This is a genomic window from Sphingomonas sp., assembly GCF_965200135.1.
Classification (GTDB): Bacteria; Pseudomonadota; Alphaproteobacteria; order Sphingomonadales; family Sphingomonadaceae; genus Sphingomonas.
Genome location: NZ_CBDATK010000004.1, coordinates 33,215 through 54,015, shown reverse-complemented (window position 1 = coordinate 54,015; position 20,801 = coordinate 33,215). Strand labels below are relative to the sequence as shown.

The 20,801-nt window shown below is 69.2% G+C and carries 24 protein-coding genes; 14 read left to right on the top strand and 10 right to left on the bottom strand.

Annotated features, from left to right (window positions below; translation table 11 throughout):
• Window positions 1–23: 23 nt before the first annotated feature.
• Together murI and hemA are read left to right on the top strand one after the other, a co-directional pair.
• Window positions 24–821 carry a glutamate racemase gene (gene murI, locus ACOFKS_RS02295; RefSeq protein WP_419807635.1) on the top strand — a complete coding sequence of 266 codons (798 nt, stop codon included), beginning with the start codon at window positions 24–26 and terminating at the stop codon, window positions 819–821.
• 44 nt (window positions 822–865) lie between these two features.
• Window positions 866–2,119, top strand: a complete 1,254-nt coding sequence (gene hemA / locus ACOFKS_RS02290) for a 5-aminolevulinate synthase (protein WP_419807634.1) — start codon at window positions 866–868, stop codon at window positions 2,117–2,119.
• Here hemA and ACOFKS_RS02285 read toward each other — a convergent pair.
• The 3 genes from ACOFKS_RS02285 to ACOFKS_RS02275 are packed head-to-tail and all read right to left on the bottom strand — an operon-like array spanning window position 2,116 to window position 3,610.
• Window positions 2,116–2,556: a hypothetical protein gene (locus ACOFKS_RS02285; protein ID WP_419807633.1), complete on the bottom strand. Its 441-nt coding sequence runs from the start codon at window positions 2,554–2,556 to the stop codon at window positions 2,116–2,118. The two genes, hemA and ACOFKS_RS02285, sit on opposite strands and share 4 nt — an antisense overlap.
• On the bottom strand, window positions 2,553–3,053 hold the full coding sequence (locus ACOFKS_RS02280; RefSeq protein WP_419807632.1) for a DUF3429 domain-containing protein: 501 nt from the start codon (window positions 3,051–3,053) through the stop codon (window positions 2,553–2,555). The genes ACOFKS_RS02285 and ACOFKS_RS02280 overlap by 4 nt, the downstream gene beginning before the upstream one ends.
• A complete protein-coding gene (locus ACOFKS_RS02275; protein WP_419807631.1) occupies window positions 3,050–3,610 on the bottom strand; it encodes a Uma2 family endonuclease in 561 nt (186 codons plus the stop codon). Before ACOFKS_RS02275 ends, ACOFKS_RS02280 begins: the two co-directional genes overlap by 4 nt.
• 106 nt (window positions 3,611–3,716) lie before the next feature.
• Between ACOFKS_RS02275 and glyA the strand changes: the two genes are divergently transcribed.
• From glyA to ACOFKS_RS02240, 7 genes are all read left to right on the top strand, one after another.
• On the top strand, window positions 3,717–5,042 hold the full coding sequence (glyA, locus tag ACOFKS_RS02270) for a serine hydroxymethyltransferase (RefSeq protein WP_419807630.1): 1,326 nt from the start codon (window positions 3,717–3,719) through the stop codon (window positions 5,040–5,042).
• Window position 5,043: 1 nt separating this feature from the next.
• Complete coding sequence (locus ACOFKS_RS02265) at window positions 5,044–5,220, top strand: hypothetical protein (protein WP_419807629.1); 177 nt, start codon at window positions 5,044–5,046, stop codon at window positions 5,218–5,220.
• Between the two features lies 1 nt (window position 5,221).
• On the top strand, window positions 5,222–5,707 hold the full coding sequence (gene nrdR / locus ACOFKS_RS02260; protein WP_419807628.1) for a transcriptional regulator NrdR: 486 nt from the start codon (window positions 5,222–5,224) through the stop codon (window positions 5,705–5,707).
• A 13-nt stretch (window positions 5,708–5,720) separates the two neighbouring features.
• A complete protein-coding gene (locus tag ACOFKS_RS02255) occupies window positions 5,721–6,872 on the top strand; it encodes a TrmH family RNA methyltransferase (protein ID WP_419807627.1) in 1,152 nt (383 codons plus the stop codon).
• Between the two features lie 62 nt (window positions 6,873–6,934).
• Window positions 6,935–7,393, top strand: a complete 459-nt coding sequence (locus tag ACOFKS_RS02250) for a hypothetical protein (protein WP_419807626.1) — start codon at window positions 6,935–6,937, stop codon at window positions 7,391–7,393.
• A gap of 2 nt (window positions 7,394–7,395) precedes the next feature.
• A complete protein-coding gene (locus ACOFKS_RS02245) occupies window positions 7,396–7,803 on the top strand; it encodes a hypothetical protein (protein WP_419807625.1) in 408 nt (135 codons plus the stop codon).
• Between the two features lie 2 nt (window positions 7,804–7,805).
• A complete protein-coding gene (locus tag ACOFKS_RS02240) occupies window positions 7,806–8,627 on the top strand; it encodes a ferredoxin--NADP reductase (RefSeq protein ID WP_419807939.1) in 822 nt (273 codons plus the stop codon).
• A gap of 111 nt (window positions 8,628–8,738) precedes the next feature.
• Here ACOFKS_RS02240 and gyrB read toward each other — a convergent pair whose 3' ends face one another.
• Window positions 8,739–11,291 (bottom strand): DNA topoisomerase (ATP-hydrolyzing) subunit B, encoded by a 2,553-nt coding sequence (gyrB, locus tag ACOFKS_RS02235; RefSeq protein ID WP_419807624.1) that lies wholly within the window; start codon window positions 11,289–11,291, stop codon window positions 8,739–8,741.
• Window positions 11,292–11,468: 177 nt separating this feature from the next.
• On the opposite strand from gyrB, the gene ACOFKS_RS02230 reads away from it, so the two are divergent.
• Entirely contained in the window at window positions 11,469–12,098 is a 630-nt protein-coding gene (locus ACOFKS_RS02230) for a PEPxxWA-CTERM sorting domain-containing protein (protein WP_419807623.1), read from the top strand.
• Between the two features lie 288 nt (window positions 12,099–12,386).
• Window positions 12,387–13,022, top strand: coding sequence for a choice-of-anchor C family protein (locus ACOFKS_RS02225; protein WP_419807938.1), 636 nt, complete (start codon window positions 12,387–12,389; stop codon window positions 13,020–13,022).
• A gap of 76 nt (window positions 13,023–13,098) precedes the next feature.
• On the opposite strand, the gene ACOFKS_RS02220 is transcribed toward ACOFKS_RS02225, so the two are convergent.
• Together ACOFKS_RS02220 and ACOFKS_RS02215 are read right to left on the bottom strand one after the other, a co-directional pair.
• Window positions 13,099–14,268, bottom strand: coding sequence for a DNA replication/repair protein RecF (locus tag ACOFKS_RS02220; protein ID WP_419807622.1), 1,170 nt, complete (start codon window positions 14,266–14,268; stop codon window positions 13,099–13,101).
• Between the two features lie 101 nt (window positions 14,269–14,369).
• Window positions 14,370–15,161 (bottom strand): Coq4 family protein, encoded by a 792-nt coding sequence (locus ACOFKS_RS02215; RefSeq protein ID WP_419807621.1) that lies wholly within the window; start codon window positions 15,159–15,161, stop codon window positions 14,370–14,372.
• A 374-nt stretch (window positions 15,162–15,535) separates the two neighbouring features.
• Between ACOFKS_RS02215 and ACOFKS_RS02210 the strand changes: the two genes are divergently transcribed.
• Together ACOFKS_RS02210 and ACOFKS_RS02205 are read left to right on the top strand one after the other, a co-directional pair.
• Complete coding sequence (locus ACOFKS_RS02210) at window positions 15,536–15,775, top strand: hypothetical protein (protein ID WP_419807620.1); 240 nt, start codon at window positions 15,536–15,538, stop codon at window positions 15,773–15,775.
• Window positions 15,775–16,212: a hypothetical protein gene (locus ACOFKS_RS02205; RefSeq protein WP_419807619.1), complete on the top strand. Its 438-nt coding sequence runs from the start codon at window positions 15,775–15,777 to the stop codon at window positions 16,210–16,212. Before ACOFKS_RS02210 ends, ACOFKS_RS02205 begins: the two co-directional genes overlap by 1 nt.
• A gap of 8 nt (window positions 16,213–16,220) precedes the next feature.
• Here the strand turns inward: ACOFKS_RS02205 and rlmN are convergent, their stop codons facing one another.
• The 4 genes from rlmN to ACOFKS_RS02185 are packed head-to-tail and all read right to left on the bottom strand — an operon-like array spanning window position 16,221 to window position 19,952.
• The gene (gene rlmN / locus ACOFKS_RS02200; RefSeq protein WP_419807618.1) at window positions 16,221–17,429 is read right to left on the bottom strand and encodes a 23S rRNA (adenine(2503)-C(2))-methyltransferase RlmN; all 1,209 of its coding nucleotides are present in this window, start codon (window positions 17,427–17,429) and stop codon (window positions 16,221–16,223) included.
• A 32-nt stretch (window positions 17,430–17,461) separates the two neighbouring features.
• Window positions 17,462–18,832: a glycoside hydrolase family 47 protein gene (locus tag ACOFKS_RS02195; protein WP_419807617.1), complete on the bottom strand. Its 1,371-nt coding sequence runs from the start codon at window positions 18,830–18,832 to the stop codon at window positions 17,462–17,464.
• Window positions 18,829–19,314: a hypothetical protein gene (locus ACOFKS_RS02190; protein WP_419807616.1), complete on the bottom strand. Its 486-nt coding sequence runs from the start codon at window positions 19,312–19,314 to the stop codon at window positions 18,829–18,831. The genes ACOFKS_RS02195 and ACOFKS_RS02190 overlap by 4 nt, the downstream gene beginning before the upstream one ends.
• A gap of 2 nt (window positions 19,315–19,316) precedes the next feature.
• The gene (locus ACOFKS_RS02185; RefSeq protein ID WP_419807615.1) at window positions 19,317–19,952 is read right to left on the bottom strand and encodes a histidine phosphatase family protein; all 636 of its coding nucleotides are present in this window, start codon (window positions 19,950–19,952) and stop codon (window positions 19,317–19,319) included.
• 136 nt (window positions 19,953–20,088) lie between these two features.
• Between ACOFKS_RS02185 and ACOFKS_RS02180 the strand changes: the two genes are divergently transcribed.
• Window positions 20,089–20,754: an outer membrane protein gene (locus ACOFKS_RS02180; protein ID WP_419807614.1), complete on the top strand. Its 666-nt coding sequence runs from the start codon at window positions 20,089–20,091 to the stop codon at window positions 20,752–20,754.
• Window positions 20,755–20,801 lie beyond the last annotated feature (47 nt).

Below are 20,801 nucleotides of genomic sequence, written 5' to 3'. Positions count from 1 at the left end.
ACCGCGCTCGCCATCGCGGTGCGATGCTGGAAGACGCGCCGATCCTGTTCTTCGATTCCGGCGTCGGCGGTTTGTCGGTGGTGGCACCGGCGCGCGCGCTGCTGCCGCACATGCCCGTCGTGTACGCAGCGGACAGCGCCGGCTTCCCCTATGGCACCCGGACCGAGGCGGAGATCGCGGGGCGCGTGCCGGCGCTGCTTGGGCGGCTGGTCGAGCGCTATCGCCCGCGGCTGGTGGTGATCGCGTGCAACACCGCGTCGACGATCGCGCTGGCGGCGGTGCGCGCGGCGCTGGACCTGCCGGTGGTCGGCACGGTGCCGGCGATCAGGCCGGCGGCCGCGCTGAGCCGGACGCGGACGATCGGGGTGTTGGGCACCGAGGCGACGGTGCGCCAGCCTTACGTCGACGATCTGGCGGCGCGGTTCGCGGCCGACTGCGTGGTGCTGCGGCATGGGTCGGCGGCGCTGGTGGAACTGGCGGAGGATGCGCTGGCGGGGGCGATACCGCCGCCCGAGCGGATCGCGGCCGAGCTGGACGGTCTGTTCGGCCAGCCCGGCGGCGACCGGATCGACGTGATCGTCAACGCCTGCACGCACTTTCCGCTGCTGGCGCCCGACCTGCTCGCGGTGGCGCCGGCGGGGATGACGTTCGTCGACGGCGGGCCGGGAATCGCGCGGCGCGTCGCGCACCTGACGCAGGATCAGGACTGGCCCGACGTGCCACCGCCGCCGCGGCTGGTCTTCACCCGGTTGGGCGCGCGGGAGGCGGCGATCGGCGCGACGCTGGCCGCCCGCGGCTTCGCCCCGCCCGAAGCGCTCTAGGCCGCTGGAAATCCATCGCGAAAGCCGCTAGGCGCTCGCGCGTCATGATTACCGACGTCACCGCGCCCCGAGTCGACCAGAAGCTCGATTATGGCCGCGTCTTCGCGTCCGCGATCGACCGGCTGCATGCCGAGGGGCGGTATCGCGTCTTTATCGACATCCTGCGGACCAGGGGCGCGTTCCCCAACGCGCGCTGCTTCGCCGGGCATAACGGGCCGAAGCCGATCACCGTGTGGTGTTCGAACGACTATCTCGCGATGGGCCAGCATCCCAAGGTGATCGCGGCGATGGAGGAGGCGCTGCACGATGTCGGCGCGGGTTCCGGCGGCACGCGCAACATCGGCGGCAACACGCACTACCATGTCGACCTTGAGGGCGAGCTGGCCGACCTGCACGGCAAGGAAGCGGCGCTGCTGTTCACCAGCGGCTATGTCTCCAACGAGGCGACGCTGTCGACGCTGGCCAAGGTGTTGCCGGGCATCGTCATCTTCTCCGACGAGCTGAACCATGCGTCGATGATCGCGGGCATCCGCGCCGCCGGCTGCGAGAAGCGCATCTTTCGCCACAACGACCTCGCGCATCTGGAAGAACTGCTCGCCGCCGAAAACCCGGACGCGCCCAAGCTGATCGCGTTCGAGAGCGTCTATTCGATGGAGGGCGACATCGCGCCGGTGACGGCGATCTGCGACCTCGCCGATCGCTACAACGCGCTGACCTATTGCGACGAGGTCCATGCGGTCGGGATGTACGGCCCGCGCGGCGGCGGCATCACCGAGCGCGAGGCCGTCGCGGACCGGGTGACGGTGATCGAGGGTACGCTGGGCAAGGCGTTCGGGGTGATGGGTGGCTATATCGCCGCCGACCGCCAGATCGTCGACGTGATCCGCTCCTATGCGCCGGGCTTCATCTTCACGACCTCGCTGTCGCCGGTGCTGGTCGCGGGCGTGCTGGCGAGCGTGCGCCACCTCAAGGCGTCCAGCGTCGAGCGCGACGGGCAGCAGGCGGCGGCGGCGCGGCTCAAGACGATGCTGGGCGACGCCGGACTGCCGGTGATGCCGGGCGAGACGCACATCGTGCCGCTGATGGTCGGCGATCCGGTCAAGGCGAAGCGGATCAGCGATATCCTGCTCGCCGAATACGGCATCTACGTCCAGCCGATCAATTACCCGACCGTGCCGCGCGGCACCGAGCGGCTGCGCTTCACGCCCGGCCCGGCGCATGACGAGGCGATGATGCGCGAGCTGACGGAGGCGCTGGTCGAGATCTGGGGCCGGCTGGAGCTGCGACAGGCCGCCTAATCGCGGCAATAACCCTCGCCGGATACGACGGTGAGGCAATCCTTTTTGTCCGCGAGGTATTTCAGCCCGGTGGCCGCGCCGTCCGTCGGCCGCAGTGTCAGGCGCTTGCCGTCGCGGGTGAACACCAGCGTCGTGCCCTCGCGCGTGGCGTCGACCGTGGCGCGATGGTCGAGGTCGTATTGCATGGTGAGGCGGTAGCGATCGGCGGCGGCAGCGGGCGCGACGTCGAGGACCATGCCTTCGACGCCGATCCAGCGGCCGGCGTAGTCGAGCGCGGGCGTCGCGGCCGGGCCTGGCGCGGCGGCCGGTACGACGGGTGGCGGCGTGGGCGAGGGCAGGGCCGCCGGTTCCGTTTGCCGCGCCTCGTTACCGGCGGGCGCCGGGCCACAGGCGGAGACGAGGCCGGAGAGCATCAGGCCGAAACGGGTCTTCTTCATCGCATCTCTCCCATGTGGATCAGCAGCAATCCGGCCGCGATCGTCAGCAGGCCGAGGCCGAGCGACAGCGGCACGCGCAGCCGCATCCAGTTCGCCGGCACCTCGCCGGTCGCGACCAGATGCCGGTCCACGGGCAGCGTCAGCATGAGCGCGGACCCGAGCGCGATCGCCGGCCACGGCCCACCCGAAGGCATCGTCAGCCCCGCCGCCGCGACGCACGCGACGCCGACCAGCGACGGCAGCACCGCCACCGCCACCAGCCGCGCCTGCCCCTGCTCACGCCGGATCGCGACACCCCACCAGATGCCGCCCAGAAAGCTGAGGATGACCGCGCCATAGACCAGTGCCGTGCCGTACCCGACCATCAGCGGCACCCACGCCATGTCGGTCGGATCTCGCCGGCCGATCACGATCAGCGCGACGGCGGCGAGCTGCGGCAACAGGCCCGCGACACCGAGCAGGAACGCGGTGCGATCGACCGGGGCGGGCGGGGTCACGAGAGGGTGATCGTCTCGCTCGTCCCCGGCACACTCAGCGGTTCGCCGAAGCGAACGGTGTGGACCTGGATGTAATCGCCGTCGGTTGGCTCCTGATAGACGTGGACGACCGAGCGCCGGCTGTCGACGACCCAGTAAAGCGGCACGCCGGCGCCGGCATATTTGGTCCGCTTCATTTCCGAATCGCGGCGGAACGTGGTTTCCGCCACCTCGATCACCAGCAGCAGGTCCGCCGCCGTCAGCATGCGCTTGTCCGTCACCGGCGCGCGCAGCAGGGCGCCATCGCACGCGACCAGCGTGTCGTCGCCGAGATCGATCCCCTGTTCGGCACGGACCCGTGCTACGCCGGCGAGCGCGATCAGCTGCGACAGCAGCGCGATCTGCAACAGCCCGTGCGCATTCCCCGGTGGTGGCATCCGTTCCAGCTCTCCGTCCACCAGGTCGACCTTGATGTCGCCAAAGGCGCCCAGCTCGATCATCTTCAGGAACTCGGCCGTCGTGAAGCGAGCCTTGAAGCCGTCGACCGGGGCCGCGACGATGCGGGTCATCTGGTTCATGGGCGATGCCTTACCGTTTCACCCGCCCGGAAGCGAGTCGCCGGTAGCGTCGCGCGGACACAGCGGCTATGGCGCGGGCGATCCCGCCAGCCCCGAAGGAGCTCGCATGAGCACCCAGCCCGCCGCCATCGCCGACGTCCGGTCCGCCCCTGCGCCGGACGGCGCCTTCTTCACCCGCACGCTGGCCGATGCCGATCCCGCCGTGTTCGCGGGTGTCGAGCACGAACTCACCCGCGAGCAGACGCAGATCGAGCTGATCGCGTCCGAGAACATCGTGTCGAAGGCGGTGCTGGAGGCGCAAGGCTCGGTCTTCACCAACAAATATGCGGAAGGCTATCCGGGCAAGCGCTATTACCAGGGCTGCGCGCCGTCCGACGAGGTCGAGCGGCTCGCGATCGATCGCGCGAAGCAGCTGTTCGGCTGCGCGCACGCCAATGTCCAGCCGCATTCGGGCGCGCAGGCGAACGGCGCGGTGATGCTGGCGCTGGTCAAGCCCGGCGACACGATCCTGGGCATGAGCCTGGATGCGGGCGGGCACCTGACGCATGGCGCACGCGCGGCGATGAGCGGCAAGTGGTTCGACGCGGTCCAGTACGGCGTCGATGCGACCACGCACCTGATCGACTACGACCAGGTCGAGGCACTCGCCCGCGAGCGCCAGCCCAAGCTCATCATCGCCGGCGGCTCCGCCTATCCGCGCCACATCGACTTCGCCCGGTTCCGCGCGATCGCCGACGCGGTGGGGGCGTATTTCATGGTCGACATGGCGCATTTCGCGGGCATCGTCGCGGCGGGGCTGCACCCGACGCCGTTCGGCCATGCGCACGTCGTCACCACCACCACGCACAAGACGCTGCGCGGTCCGCGTGGCGGCATGGTGCTGACCGACGACGACGCGATCGCCAAGAAGATCAATTCGGCGGTGTTTCCGGGGCTCCAGGGCGGCCCGCTGATGCACGTCATCGCGGCCAAGGCGGTGGCGTTCGGCGAGGCGCTGCGCCCCGACTTCAAGGACTATATCGCCGCGGTAGTCGAGAACGCGAAGGTGCTCGCCGCGACGCTGAAGGAGCGCGGCGCCGACCTGGTCTCGGGCGGCACCGACACGCATCTGGCGCTGGTCGACCTGACGCCGCTCAACGTCACCGGCCGGGACGCGGACGAGGCGCTGGAGCGTGCGGGCATCACCTGCAACAAGAACGGCATCCCCAACGATCCGCTGCCCCCGGTCAAGACCAGCGGCATCCGCGTCGGCTCGCCGGCGGGGACGACGCGCGGCTTCGGCCCGGCGGAGTTCCGCGAGATCGGCCACATGGTCGCCGACGTGCTCGACGGGCTGGCGAAGAACGGCGAGGCCGGGGATGCGCAGGTCGAACATGCGGTGCGCGAGCGCGTCCGGGCGCTGTGCGCGCGCTTCCCGATCTATGGAGGCTGACATGTCGAAGCTGGACGAAATGCGCGACGAGATCAGGAGCGATCCGACGCTCGGTCGCCGCATGGCCAAATACGGCGCGGTGGGCGCCGTGCTGGCGATCCCGTTGCCGTTCGTCGGTCCGATCATCGGTGCGGCGGTCGGTGCCGCGGTCGCCTATTCGAGGCGCGACAAGGGCTGACATGCGCTGCCCATTCTGCGCGCATGAGGACAGCCAGGTGAAGGACAGCCGCCCCACCGAAGACGGGGCGGCGATCCGGCGGCGACGGCAGTGCGAGGGCTGCGCGGCCAGGTTCACGACGTTCGAGCGCATCCAGCTGCGCGAGCTAACGGTGTTGAAATCGGAGGATCGGCGCGAGCCGTTCGACCGCGACAAGCTGCTCCGCTCGATCGCGATCGCGGCGCGCAAGCGGCCGATCGAGGCGCCCCGGCTGGAGAAGCTGGTGTCCGGCATCCAGCGCCGGCTGGAGACGCTGGGCGAGACGGAGATCACGTCCAAGCGGATCGGCGAGCTGGTGATGGATGGGCTGAAGGCGCTCGACAGCGTCGCCTATATCCGCTTCGCCAGCGTCTATCGCGACTTCAGCGAGGCGCGCGATTTCGAGGCGTTCGCGGGCGCGGTCGAGGAAGTCGGCGGGCAGGCGACGCCGCTTACCCGTTCGTCCTGAGCGAGGGCGATCGATGGCATTCTGGGCGTACATCCTCCGCTGCTCGGACGGCAGCTTCTACACCGGCCATACCGACGATCTGGAGCGCCGGGTCGGCGCGCATCAGATGGGCGAGGTGCCCGGCTGTACTCAGCGGCGGCGGCCGGTGACGCTGGCATGGGCGCAGGACTTTCCGTCGCGGCTGGAGGCGCTCGGTGCGGAGCGGCAGATCAAGGGCTGGGTGCGGGCCAAGAAGGAGGCGTTGATCGCGGGGGATTGGGCGTTGCTGCACGAATTGGCGATCCCGCCGTCCGAGCGTGCCCTTCGACTTCGCTCAGGGCGAACGGAAGTCGGAGGCGAGGCCCTCGATTTCGTTCACGCCGATCGAAATGACGGTGTCACGCTTCCCAGTGAAAATGACGAGCCGGCCAATCCTCCCGTTCGTGCTGAGCGAAGTCGAAGCACAATCCTCCCCCCCGTGATCGTGCTCGTCCGCCCGCAGCTCGCCGAGAATATTGGCAAGGCCGCGCGCGCCATGCTCAATTTCGGGCTGACCGAATTGCGGCTGGTCAGTCCGCGCGACGGGTGGCCGAATCCGGCGGCGGGGCCAGCGGCGAGCGGGGCGGACGAGGTGCTGCGCCATGCGGTTACGTACACCGATGTTGGCGAAGCCGTCGCCGATTGCGCGCATGTCTATGCGACGACGGTGCGGAAGCGCGGGGTGACCAAGCCCGTCGTCGATCCGGCCGAGGCGGCGCTGGCGATGCGGGGCGCGACCGGGCGGTCGGCGGTGCTGTTCGGGCCGGAGCGGTCGGGGCTGGAGACCGACGACGTCGCCCTCGCGCGCACGATCCTGACGGTGCCGATCAATCCGCAGTTCGGTAGCCTCAACCTGGCGCAGGCGGTGATCCTGGTCGCGTATGAGTGGTCGAAGGGCGAGGCGCTGGCGCAGCCGCCCGAGGTGCCGATCGACCCGCCGGCACCGCAGGGCGAGCTGGACGGAATGATCGCGCAGCTGGACGCGATGCTGGTGACGGGCGGCTTCTATCACCCGCCCGACCGCACCCCGACGACGCGCCGCACGCTCAGGACGCTGCTGACCAAGCCGGGCTGGACGACGCAGGAGGTGCGGACGGTGCGTGGCGTGCTGTCCGCGCTCGGTGGCGCGAAGGGACCGCGATCCTAGCCTATTGCGATTGACTATCATTATCGAGGTAGTAGAATCGCGGGCCTGAGCGGAGGCCCGGCATGTCGTACATGGAAAGCATCACCGTTGCGGGCGACCGGCAGAGCACCGTCGTCGAGGCGCTGCGCTGTTACGCCACGGCGCGGCGCGAGCGGCGGCCCGTTCTGCCCGATCTGGTCGCCATCGCCGGGCGCAGCGGCCTTGCGGCCCCCGCGATGGTCGCGCTGGGCAGCGTCTTCGAGCTGACCGAAGGGTGTCTCGGGCGCAGCCTGGCGACGGGGGGACCCGGTCGGCTGTCCCGCGACGAACGCGCGATGCTGCGGCTGCTCGATTGCGCCGACATGGCCGACCCGGCGAGCGGCAGCGCGGCGGTGCCGCACGGTCTGCCGGGCGTGCTGATCTGGGCGATCCGCAGCGCGCGGCGGCTGTGGCCGGGCGCGCGCCCGGCCCCGCCCCGCGCGACGGGAGCGACCTGCCCGTTCGACACCATCGCGCTGTCGACACCGAACGAAGGACGTTAGCGATGTACACCTATCTGGATCGCCGCACGAGCGAGCTTGCCGAGGCCGACCTGTTCGTCCTGTCGGCGATGCGCGGCTGGGTCGCCGCCGCGCGGGGCGGGCGCTGTGTCTGCCATGCGCTCGCGCGGGGTTTTGAGCAGCGCGGGGTGCTCGAGGCGCTGATGGAGTTCGCGACCGCGATGGCGCTGGTCGATCGCTTCGGCCGGGCGCAGTTCCGCTTCGGCGCGATCGCCTGCGTCCGGGTCACCGACGACGAGGCGCGGCTGCTGTCGCTGTTCGCGCTCGGGCGGGCGGGCGACCGCGAGGGCGTAGCGATCGCCGCGGCGGGCACCATCGCCGCGCCGTCGGTGCCGCGCATGCTGGTCGCGATCGACACGGTGAGCACCGCGCTGACGGGGGACGCGGCGTGAACATGATGACGCGGCTGCCGCGCCTGATCGCCGACCTGCCCGCGTTCCAGACCGTCGCGGTCAGGTCCGTGCGTCACTGGAACGAGCATCTGTTCAGCTTCGCGGTCGAGCGGCCGGCGTCGTTCCGCTTCCGCTCGGGCGAGTTCGTGATGATCGGGTTGCCGGGATCGGGCGAGCCGCCCGCCCGTCCGGTGATGCGCGCCTATTCGATCGCCAGCCCCGCCTGGTCGGACGAGCTGGAGTTCCTGTCAATCAAGGTCGCGGACGGGCCGCTGACCGCGAGGCTGCAAACGATCCGGGCGGGCGACCAGCTGTATCTGGGGCGCAAGCCGACCGGCACGCTGGTCGCCGACGCGCTGCTCGGCGGGCGGCGGCTGTTCCTGTTCTCGACCGGCACCGGGCTGGCGCCGTTCCTCAGCATCGCGCGCGATCCGGAAATCTATGTGCGGTTCGAGCAGGTGGTGGTCGTCCATTCGGTGCGGCGCGTCGGCGACCTCGCCTTTCACCGCGAACAGACCGCGTTGTGGGCGGACGATCCGCTGGTCGGCGACGAGGCGGTGTATCGCTTCCACTATGTCCCGACCGTGACGCGCGAGCCGTTCCACACCACCGGCCGGATCGGCGCGTTGCTGGAGAGCGGCGCGCTGTTCCCGCTGGGGCTGGAGGGGCCGCGTCGGCTCGACCCGGCCACCGACCGGGCGATGCTGTGCGGGTCGACCGCGATGATCCGCGATACGGCGGCGATGCTGGAGGCGGCGGGGTTCGCCGAGGGGTCGAACGCGACGCCGGGCAGCTATGTGATCGAGCGCGCGTTCGTGGATTGAGGTCGATACAACCCGTCACCCCGACCTTGGGCCGGGGTCCCGCTGCCTTAAGACGTCGAAGAAGAAGCGGGATTCCGGCTCAAGGCCGGGATGACGAGGTCGGCACCGCGCTCAAACGTCCAGGTTCGCCACGTTCAGCGCATTGTCCTGGATGAACTCGCGTCGCGGCTCGACCACCTCGCCCATCAGGCGCGAGAAGGTTTCGTCGGCGGCGGCGAGATCGTCGCTGGTGACGCGCAGCATCGACCGGTTCGACGGGTCGAGCGTCGTTTCCCACAGCTGCTCCGCGTTCATCTCGCCCAGCCCCTTGTAGCGCTGGATCGACAGGCCCTTGCGGCCAGCCGCCAGGATCGCGTCGAGGAGCTGCGACGGACGCGAGACCAGCGATTCGCCGCGCCCGACGCCCCGGCTCTCCGGCACGGTCGTACGGCCCTCCTCGTCGGTCGGTTCGTCGCCCTCCGCCGTGGGCGCGCTCGCGTCGGGGTCGGGGCGCGCGGCGGCGGCGGCGCGGCTGGGGACCAGCTTGCCGGGATGCGCGTAGGCGTCCCCCTGCTCGCCGGCGAGGCCGTGGAGCTTGCGCGCCTCGGCGGAGACGAGGAAGCTCGCCTCGACGATGTGATGGTCGGTGACGCCGCGCCACAGCCGTTCGAAATGGATGCCGCCGTCCTCGGTCAGCCGTGCGGTCCAGCGCGCGTCCTCGTCGCCCGCGTCGAGCTGCCGCGTCACGGACTGGACGCGGCCGTCGCGCGCGTCGCGGGCGAGGTCGGGTTCGAGCGCGCCGCCCAGCGCCAGCGCCTCGATGATCCCGGCGTCGTAGCGGCGGGGCACGTAGCGCATCAGCGTCCGCATCCGGCGCGCATGTTCGACCAGATCGCGCAGGTCGGCGCCCGAGCGCGGGCCGCCGACCGCCTCCAGCACGGTGTTCGCGACGCCGGCATCGACCAGATATTCGTCGAGCGCCGCGTCGTCCTTGAGGTACACCTCCGACCGGCCCTTGGCGGCCTTGTAGAGCGGCGGCTGCGCGATGAAGAGGTGGCCGCGCGTGATCAGCTCGGGCATCTGGCGGTAGAAGAAGGTCAGCAGCAGCGTGCGGATATGCGCGCCGTCGACGTCGGCGTCGGTCATGATGACGATCTTGTGGTAGCGCAGCTTGTCGGCGTTGAAGTCGTCGCGGCCGATGCCGGTGCCCATCGCCTGGATCAGCGTGCCGATCTCCTTCGACGAGATCATCCGGTCGAACCGCGCGCGCTCGGTGTTGAGGATCTTGCCGCGCAACGGCAGGATCGCCTGAAAATGCCGGTCGCGGCCCTGCTTGGCGGAGCCGCCGGCGGAGTCGCCCTCGACCAGATACAGCTCGCACTTGGACGGATCGCGCTCCTGGCAATCGGCGAGCTTGCCGGGCAGCGACGCGATGTCCATCGCGCCCTTGCGCCGGGTCAGCTCGCGCGCCTTCTTCGCGGCCTCGCGCGCGGCGGCGGCGTCGATGATCTTGCCGACGATCATCCGCGCATGCGCCGGGTTTTCCTCCAGCCACTCCGCCATCTTGTCGGCGAGCAGCGACTCGAGCGGCTGGCGCACCTCGGACGACACCAGCTTGTCCTTGGTCTGCGACGAGAATTTGGGATCGGGCAGCTTGACCGAGACGATCGCGGTCAGCCCCTCGCGCATATCGTCGCCGGTCAGCGTCACCTTCTCCTTCTTGAGGAGTCCCGACCGGTCGGCATAGTTGTTGAGCGTGCGCGTCAGCGCCGCGCGGAACGCCGCGATATGGGTGCCGCCGTCGCGCTGCGGGATGTTGTTGGTGAAGGCGAGGACGTTCTCGTAATAGCTGTCGTTCCACTCCAGCGCGACGTCGATGCCGATATCGTCGCGCTGGCCGGTGATCGCGATCGGCTCCGGGAACAGCGGCAGCTTGGAACGATCGAGATATTTCACGAACGCGGCGATCCCGCCTTCGTAATACAGTTCCACCGTCTTGGGCTCGTCGTGGCGCGCGTCGGTGATGAACAGCCGGACGCCGGAATTGAGGAACGCCAGCTCGCGATAGCGATGCTCCAGCTTGTCGAAGTCGAACTCGACGATCTTGAAGGTGGCGGGCGAGGGCAGGAAGGTGACGCGCGTGCCCTTGCGGCCCGGTGCGTCGCCGACGATCTTCAGCGGCGCCACCGCGTCGCCGAACGCGAAGCGCATGTTGTGCTCCTGGCCGTCGCGCCAGATCGTCAGGTCGAGCCATTCGGACAGCGCGTTGACCACCGACACGCCGACGCCGTGGAGGCCGCCGGAGACCTTGTAGGCATTGTCGTCCGACGTGTTCTCGAACTTCCCGCCCGCGTGGAGCTGCGTCATGATGACCTCGGCCGCCGAGACGCCTTCCTCGGGGTGGATGCCGGTCGGGATGCCGCGGCCGTTGTCGGTGACGCTGACCGAGCCGTCCGGGTTGAGCTGGATGTCGATCCGGTCGCAATGCCCCGCCAGCGCCTCGTCGATCGCGTTGTCGCTGACCTCGAACACCATGTGATGGAGGCCCGAGCCGTCGTCGGTGTCGCCGATATACATGCCGGGCCGCTTGCGAACGGCATCCAGGCCCTTGAGCACCTTGATCGACGAGGCGCCATATTCGTTGGCGTTGGGGTTTTCGGCGGAGTCTTGCGGCTGATCTGTCATACTTGCGATATAAGGGCGTCGCGGCCGGATCGAAAGCGCGAGCTTGCGCTGTACCGCCTGGTACCGATTCGGGACTCCACGCAACAAAAACAGTCAACATTGCGTTTACTTTTTGGAGCGACTCGGGTAAATACGAGTCAATCGAATGTCGGTTCATTCGTTCTAAAGGGTAATATCATGCGTCTTTCGCTCCTTGTAGCGGCCGCTGCCGCATCGCTCATCGCGTCGGGCGCGAGCGCTCAGACGGCTACGTTCACCGGGGGCGCGTCGACCCCGACCGCCGGCTTCACGGTCATTAACGAGTTCACCAGCCTCGCCGGGCTGACCAGTGTCACCAATGCGCAGATCAAGATGCCGCCGTCGGACAGCGAAGGCGCGCCGCCCGCGACGTCGGACGGGTCGAGCTATCTCTCGGTCCTCGGTGGCGGCTCGGCGACCTATGACCTTGGTGCGTTCAACCCGCGCAACATCCAGTTCGACTGGGGTTCGACCGACGGCTACAACAGCCTGACCGTCAAGACTGCTGGCGGCAAGAGCTACGTCTACGTCCCCGGCACGAACTTCCCGGCCGGCACTGACGGTAACCAGGTCCTGCCCGGCACCAACGGCGTGTTCACGCTGAAGCTGGGTGACGACCGGGTCAGCTCGGTGATGTTCGCTTCGGGTTCCAACTCGTTCGAGCTCGACAACTTCGCCATCGCCGGTGGCGTGCCGGAGCCGACGACCTGGGCGCTGATGATCGTCGGGTTCGGTGCGGTCGGTGGTGCGATGCGCCGTCGTCGTGCGCCGTCGCTCGCGACTGCCTGAACCTTCAGGTTCTGACCGAAAAAGGGGGGCGGCGCTCGCGAGAGCGTCGCCCTTTCTGCTTGCCCGCTGACCTCGCGTCGAAAGCAAGCGGCCCATGCGGCGGCAACGATCCCGACCCGGCGGTAACGCGGCGTTGGATACCTTGGTCAGGCGTTCGTCAGACGAGTCCAAAACTCCGATCTACCCGGCTGCACACCTGCCGATACCGTCAACACTGTATTTACCTTTGATAGTGGAGCCGCTATGCGGCTTTCACAGTATTTTATCTTTTTGGGGGTCATCATGCGTCTGAAGCTTCTTCTCGCGGCCGCCGCGGCCGTGTCGTTCGGCTCTGCCGCCGACGCGCAGAGCTTTGCCAACGGCAGCTTCGAGGATGGTGCAGCGCCGGGCTCGTTTACGACGCTCAACGGCGGCAGCACGGTCATCACCGGCTGGACGGTAACGGGCAACAGCGTCGATTACATCGGCGACTATTGGAATGCCGATACCGGCAGCCGCAGCATCGATCTGAACGGCAACGGTCAGGGCGGGATCCAGCAGACCTTCTCGACGATCGCCGGCCGCAGCTACACCGTCGGATTCAGTCTCGCGGGTAACCCCGACGGCGCGCCGGCGACCAAGACGGTCTCAACGATTGCCTCCGACGGCGGTGCCAGCCAGATCTATACGTTCGACTCGAGCGGCAGCACGCGTAGCAACATGGGCTGGCTTCCCTATACCTACAGCTTCCTCGCCAGCGGCGGCAGCACGACGCTCTCTTTCGCGTCGGGCGACACCGGGTCGTATGGCGCAGCGCTCGACTCGGTTTCCGTGTCGCTTTCCGCGGTGCCGGAGCCGGCGACCTGGGCGCTGATGATCCTGGGCTTCGGCCTGACCGGTGGCGCGATGCGCCGCCGTCGCGCTACGAGCGTCGCCTTCGCCTGAAGGGTTTGGTCGTGATCTGACAATGGGGCGGCGCTCGCGAGAGCGTCGCCCCATTTCGTTCTTGCAAGGCAGAAGGTCAGCCGCCGAGTCTGACCTGTGTCGCGGGACCGGCGTCGGCGAACAGCGCCGCTTCGGTCCCCGTCATCCACACCTGACCCATCCCCGTCAGCCGTGCGAACAACGCCGCGCGCCGGCGCGGGTCCAGATGCGCGGCAACCTCGTCCAGCAGCAGCACGGGTGCCGCGCCGGTGCGCGCGCGGACCAGTTCGGCATGCGCGAGTACGATCCCCAGCAGCAGCGCCTTTTGCTCGCCGGTCGAGGCGAGCCCGGCCGCCTGCGCTTTGTCGACATGCGTCACGGCGAGGTCGGTGCGGTGCGGCCCGGCGAGCGCGCGGCCGGCGGCGGCGTCGCGCGCGCGACCCTGACGTAGCGCATCGGCCAGCGCCTGCGCGTCGCCCGACCAGCCCTCCAGCGTCAGCGCACCCCGCGCGAACGGGCCGGGGGGCTGCGCGGCGAGCTGCTCGCCCAGCAACGTGACGGTCCCATGCCGGGCGGCGTCGATCGCCGCGCCGTGTTCCGCCATCTGCGCCTCCAGCGCGGTGAGCCAGGCGGGGTCCGGAGCCGCGGCGTCGGCGAGCAGCCGGTTGCGCGCGCGCATCGCCGCTTCGTAGCGCTGCGTGTTGTGGGCGTGGCCGGGGGTGAGTGCCAGCGCGAGCCGGTCGAGGAAGCGCCGCCGCCCGCCCGCCGCCTCGACGAACAACCGGTCCATCGCGGGCGTGAGCCATAGCACGGTCAGCCACTCGGCGAGCGCGGTCGCGGCGGCCGGAGCACCCTGAACGCGGACGAGCCGACGCTCGGGCGCGTTCGCGCGGGTGCCGGTCGCGATCGTTACCGCATCCGATGCGGGTGCAGGCGTAGGGTGCGCGGACACGCTATCCCCCGACCCCTCCCGCCCCGGGGAGGGGCGTTCGAGTGCATCGTCCGATGACTGCGGGGACGCCGACGATCGAGCGTCATCGGTGGCGAGGGTGGCCGCGACGCCGAACCCCCCCGGCCCATCGCCTCGCGCGATCTGCGACAGCGCCGCGCGGCGCAGGCCGCGTCCGGGGGCGAGCAGCGAGACCGCTTCGAGGACGTTGGTCTTGCCCGTCCCATTCTCGCCGACCAGCACCACGAAGCCCGGCCCCGGCGCGAGCGTCAGCGCGGCGTGGTTGCGGTAATCGGTGAGCACCAGGCGCGACAGCATCGCGACCCGGCTTACAGCGTCAGCCGCCTTGCGTCATGCCGGCGCTTAAGCCAGCGGCCTGTCGCAAAAGCCGTCATGCCCGGCGCGAAGTCGGTGACGGGTCACGCCGCCAGCTTCTCCGGCATCGGCGTGTTGGCCGCACGGCGCTCGCTGAGATACGAGGCCAGCTCCGGCCCCAGCTCGCGCTGCGCCTTTTTGTAGAGCAGCGGCTCGCGGATATCGAGCCGGGTGCGCGCCGCTTCCAGCGGCTCCGCCATCAGCTTCTCGTAATCCTCGCCCGCCAGCCACTTCGCCTTGCGGCCGTGGCGATAGCCCTCCCACACCGCGCGCGCGAACTTGGCGCCCTTGGTGACCTTCAGGCTCTTGAGCGACGCCGCACCGCCGATGAACGCCCAGCCCAACCCGCCCAGCTGCGCGTAGGAGAACGCGACCAGCGCCGCCTCGCCCAGGCTCTCGTCCGCCTGATAGCCGGTCAGCACATGCCACAGGTCATGGACGTCGCGGGTGCGACGACCATACCAGGCATAGGGGTGGCGCATGTCCTCCTCGGCGTTGAGGCGGCTGACCTCGACCAGCCCGTCGGCGGAGTAGCCGGTGGACTCGAGGAAATGGCGATACGCCGCGCCGACGGTGCCGGGCGCGAAGGTGTCGATCCAGGCGCGATCGCCCAGCCGCTGCGCCAGCTCTACCTGTTCGGTCGCCATCCGGCCGCCCTCGGGCGTCGCGATCATGCGGGCATAGCCGTTGGGCGCGGAGCCGACGTTGAGCGCGCGCATGATGCGGAATACCTGCGTCGTATCGTCGCCATTGGCGAGCAGCTTGCGGATCGCCTCGAACGCGGTCCGCCAGTCGCGGTGTCCGGTCGTGCCGGGGAAGGGGGGCATCTTGGCCATGACGGGCTCCTTACTGACACTGATGTCAATAAGGTGTTACGACGGCGATTGCAAGCGTTGTCGTTCTGCCGCCGGTGCCGATCAAGATCCTTAGGGTCGGGACTGCCTATTGCGGTCCCGACTGTAAGCTGCGACGCGGAAGATAGGGAGATCGCTGATGAGTGATGGTTGTTCGACTGTGAACGTCGTGCGCTTCATTCACGATCATTTGGCTGATGCGACGACGCTGGGAGCGCAGTTGCAGGTGTCGGCCAGCTACATCCTAGGTCTGTCTGGCTGGGAGACGACTTGGGGAAACAATTGGTTTGCGCGCGAGAGGTAACAATTTTTTCTCGCTGCACCGATCGCGAGCGGCACCTTATGCGAACGGAAGCATGCAGGCGGCCGGCGCGCGCGTGTCGCTTTCGACTTTTCCGAGCTATCTCGCCTCCGGGCAGTCGTTCATCGCACAATATGGGCAGTATTTGCGCGGGGCCGGATCCCCGCAGGCTTTCGCACAGGGGCTGATCCGTTCTCATTTCAACAGCGGCAGTGCCAAGACCGGCGGCAACGACAACTTTGCGAGCAATACTGTCACAGCTATTGCAATGGTCGAGAGGCGAAAGGCTTGCTGATGCGGTGGTGGCTGGCTGCACTGGTTGTCTTCGGCCTGTCGCAGGCAGCATCAGCACAGAGCCGGCGGACGTTCGTCCCGACCTCGGACGCGATCCGCATGGCTGAGATTATCGCGCGGGCGCAAGGCTATGACCTTGACGACCGACGCCGTTATTTTTTCGATCTTGTTAGGGATCGTGAGGGCAAGCCGCTGATTGCCGGTTTCACGACGTTCGAGTTCCAGTGGAACGGCTCGCTCGTCTCGACGATCGCGATCGACGATCACAGTGGCTTGGCCGTAGATACGACCAGTTGCACCATCTACGCCTATCCGGCGCTACGTCCGTTCCAGTCCGCCGTCGCCCGTAGCGCGCCCGACGCCCTGCGGGACAAGACGGGGTGCGATCGGTTCCGCGTCGCCGACACGCCCAGGACGCATCGGCAACCGCGTCGCTGACAAGCCGATCACCCCAGCGCCACCATTTTCGCCTCCGCCTCGCGGTCCATTTCCGCGCGGCTCTTCCGCTCGGACGCGGTCTTCAGCTGGCCGCACGCGGCGTCGATGTCGCGGCCGCGCGGGGTCCGGGTGGGGGCGCTGATGCCGGCCTCGAAGATGATGTTGGAGAACGCACGGATACGCTCGGGCGTGGAGCATTCGTAGGGCGCGCCGGGCCAGGGATTGAACGGGATCAAATTGACCTTGGCCGGCAGCTTGTAGTGCCGGAGCAGCCGCACCAGCTCGCGCGCATCGGCGTCCGAGTCGTTCTTGTCGCGCAGCATGACGTATTCGAACGTGATCCGCCGCGCATTGTTGGCGCCGGGATAGTCCGCGCACGCCTGCAGCAGCTCGTCGATGCCGTATTTGCGGTTGAGCGGCACGATCTCGTCGCGCACCTCCTTGGTCACCGCGTGCAGCGACACGGCGAGGTTGACGCCGATCTCCTCCCCCGCGCGTGCCATCATCGGCACCACGCCGCTGGTCGACAGCGTGATCCGCCGCTTCGACAAGGCCAGCCCGTCGCCGTCCATCACGAGGCGCAGCGCGTCGCGGACGCTGTCGAAATTATAGAGCGGCTCGCCCATCCCCATCATCACGATGTTGGTGAGCATCCGCCCCTCCGGGCTGGACGGCCACTCGCCGAGCGCGTCGCGCGCCAGCATCACCTGGCCGACGATCTCGCCGGCGGTCAGGTTGCGGACCAGCTTCATGGTGCCGGTGTGGCAGAACCGGCAGTTGAGCGTGCAGCCGACCTGCGACGAGACGCACAAGGTGCCGCGATCGGCGTCGGGGATGAACACCATCTCGTAATCCTGCGCGTCGTCGCTCCGCAGCAGCCACTTGCGCGTGCCGTCGGTCGAGACCTGCGCCTCCACCACCTCCGGCCGGCTGATGACGAACCGCTGCTCCAGCCACGGGTGCATCGTCTTGCTGATGTCGGTCATCGCCGCGAAGTCGGTGACGCCGCGATTGTAGATCCAGTGCCACAGCTGCTTGCCGCGCAGCTTCGCCTGCTTCGGCTCCAGCTGCGACGTCTCCAGCGCCATCCGCAGGTCCATCTTCGACAGCCCGAGCAGGTCGATGCGCCCGTCGCTACGCGGCGCCATCGTCCGCGGCACGGGCACGGGATCGAACTGCCCCGGAATGGGCATGGATAGCGCCGGCTCTGTCAGCATGGGGCCCACATAGGGCAATTAGGACGAAATTGCTACCGGACCAGCCCGAGCAGCACGTTGCCCTCGGTCGACAGGTAGTTGCGGCGGTAGTCGAAGCGTGGCGTATCGCTGAAGATCAGCCAGTAATATTTCATCTGCTCCGACCACCAATAGCCGGGGCAGTGGTCCGCCTGCCGCTTCGTCGTCACGTCGGCGAGGTCGGTATAGCCATAGGCGGCGCGGTGCCAGCGACGCATCGCGCGGAAATGGTCGGCGGCGAGGTGGCGCCAGCGTTCGTCGCGGTCGAGCAGCCAGAGGGTGAAGGCGGCATCGGCGAGTTCCGGCCGCAGCGCGTTCCCGAGCTGCGTCGGTGCGGCCGCCGCATAGTCCCATTCCTCGGGCAGCACGCCGTAGCGCGCCTGCACCGCCGCCCAGCTGTCGGTATAGGCGATGCCGTCGCGCGCGTGCCCGCCCTGCGCGAGCAGGCCGCCGAAGAAGGAGGCGAGCTCGTCCTGCCGCGTGTTGAGGATCGCGCCCGTCTCGAAGTCGACGTCGGCGAACCATAGCCGCCCGTCGCGCCGGTCGCGCTGGTGTCGCAGGATCGCGGCGATGCAGGTGTCGAACATCGCCTTGCATTCGCGGTCGCCGTACAGCTGCCAGCCGTCCCACAGATATTCGTAGAAGCTGTCGGCATAGGAGCCGATCGTCGCGCGGCGATCGAGCCATTCGCCGGTGCGGCAGTCGATCTTCACCGCCAGCAGGTCGAGCCGCGACCGGCGTGCGTAGCAGGCGCGGACCGCCTTCATCGCCGCGTCGTGGTAGCGTGGGTCGCCGGTCAGCCGGCTGAGCGTGCCCCATTCGGGCAGGAAGGTGCCCACCTCCGCCGGGTTGGTGGCGGGATCGCGCACCGCGCCGGTCAGCAGGTTGACGAAGCGATACGGCATGCCGGTCGGCGTCGCGAACGCGGGCAGCAGCCGGTCGGCAAGATCCCTGGCGCGCGCCAGCAGCATCGGGTCGCCGCACGCATGGTGCGCCGACAGCAGCCCGCCGACCAGCCGGATCGAGGTCTCGAACACAGACACCTCGCCGTCGAGCGCGAAATCGGCATGGTCGCGGACCCAGGCGACGCCGTCCGCGAACCGGTCGTCGAGGCCCATCACCCACAAGGTATCGAGCGCCTCGATCAGCGTCAGGCCGAGATGCTGCCCCTTGAGCGGAAAGGTGGAGCTGCCGCCGCTGACGGGCTTGATCTCGTCCTTGCCCCAGGCGCGGGCGCGATACTGGTCCCATGCCCACGCCATCTCCGCACGCACGTCGGCGGCGAGCGGGTGCCAGTCGGTGCGCCGCGCCGCCCGCACGGGCGCGGCCAGCGCGAGCAGCCCGCCGAGCACGCCGCGCCGCCCCGGCCCGGTCACCGGCCTCACCCCGCGCACGCCAGCACCGCCGCGTCGATCGCGGTGGCGGCGCCGGCCAGCGCATAGGTGTCGGCGAAGGGGCGGCCGCCCTCGCCGACCGCCTCGACGCTCATCGAGCGGGCGCCGCGCAGGGCGGTGACGATCGCGCGGTCGCTCGGCGCGTCGGCGGCCCAGGCGTCGGCGGTGTTGGCGGCGAGCGTGAACCGACGCTCGCCGCCCGCCCCGTCCACACCGCCGCCGACCGTCAGCGTCACCGGCGCGGAGCGGTCGCGCGCGCGGCTGAGCCGGACGTGGAGCGAGGCACGCACGCCCCGGTCCGGCCAGCGCGCGACGCTGGCCCAGCCGTCGCGCCGCTGGCCGGTCGGCACCGGGCGAGCGATCGCGTAGCACCGCGCCGGCGTCCGGTCGCGGAACGTGCCCCAGCCCTGCCACACCCCGATCGCCTCGCGTCCGGGCGGCGCGGTGGCGAGCAACAGCAGCAGCGCCACCATGCTCACGCCGGCGCGTGGCCGGTGCCGAGATGGGGCACGCTCTCGCGCCCGCTCTCGATCAGCACCACCGATCCCTGCGGCAGCCCCGGCGCGATCGGCGTCGCATAGTCGTGATGCACGGCCGCCCCCGTCATCACCCCGCGCAGCACGCGGCTGGAGATGCCGTGCATGATGACCAGCCGGTCGCCCGCGTCGTCGTCGGTGTCGGCGAGCCAGCCGCCGACCCGCGCGGCGATCGCGGTATAGTCTTCGCCGTCGGGGGCGGGGCGGAGCAGTCCCTCGGCGGTGACGACCGGCCCGACTTCGCCGACCACGTCCGCGTAATAGCGCCCGCCCCACGCGCCCATGCCGATCTCGACCAACCGGTCGTCGGTGCGCGCGGCGTGCCAGTCGAGCTCCAGATGCTCGGCGATCACCGCCAGCGTCTGTAGCGCGCGGCCCGAGGTGGAGGACCACAACGTCAGCGCGGGTTTCGCGCCGAGCAGGTCGCGCAGCGCCCGCCCCATCTCGTCCGCCTGCGCGAAGCCGGCGCGGGTCAGCGGCGTGTGCGGGTGATCGCCCTGCAACCGGCGCGCGGCGTTGAACACGGTCTCGCCATGACGGGCGATGAGATCCCGGCCCTTGCGCTTGGTCTGCATGCCGTATCGTTCAACCCCCTGTGGCGGGAATGCAACGGTTTTCGCCGTTTAGGTGAGGTTCATGCAACCTGACCGCCCTGTCGGGGCTTTCCACCGCCTCTCCCGCGTCCTGGGGGAGCTGTGAAGAGGAAGTACCATGCGTAAGTTCGTTCTGGCCGCGTCGGCCGCCGCCGCCTTTGCCGCCACCCCCGCCCTGGCGCAGGACGGCCCCCCGGTCGATCCGGTCTTCACCGGCCCGCGCGTCGGCGCGATCGTCGGCTACGACCATGTCGGCGCCGGATCGGACGTGTCGAACAACAACGGTCGCGACGATCAGAAGATCGACGGGCTGCTGTACGGCGGCGATGTCGGCTATGATCTGGCGGTCGGCCGGCTGCTGGTCGGCGCGGAGGGCGAGGTGACGGCGTCGACCGCCAGCTCCAGCCGCAACCCGTATACCAGCACCACCTTCGGCTATGGCCGCGTGCGTCAGCTGCGCGACCTGTATGTCGGCGGGCGGGTCGGCATCCTCGCCAGCCCGACGACGATGATCTACGCCAAGGGCGGCTACACCAACTCGCAGCTGCGCGTGCTGGCGGGGTCGACCAACTTCTCGACGAACAACCGGTTCGAGCTGGACGGCTATCGCGTCGGCGCCGGCGTCGAGCATGCGGTGGGGCCGCACAGCTATGCCAAGGTCGAGTATCGCTACTCCAACTACGGCCGCGCGGACGTGCTGTACGGCTCGGGCGCGACCAGCGGGCGGTTCGACGTCGATACCGACCGGCATCAGGTGGTGGCGAGCTACGGGTTCCGCTTCTGACCTGTAATCCTCCCCGCATCGCGGGGAGGGGGACCGCCGCTTAGCGG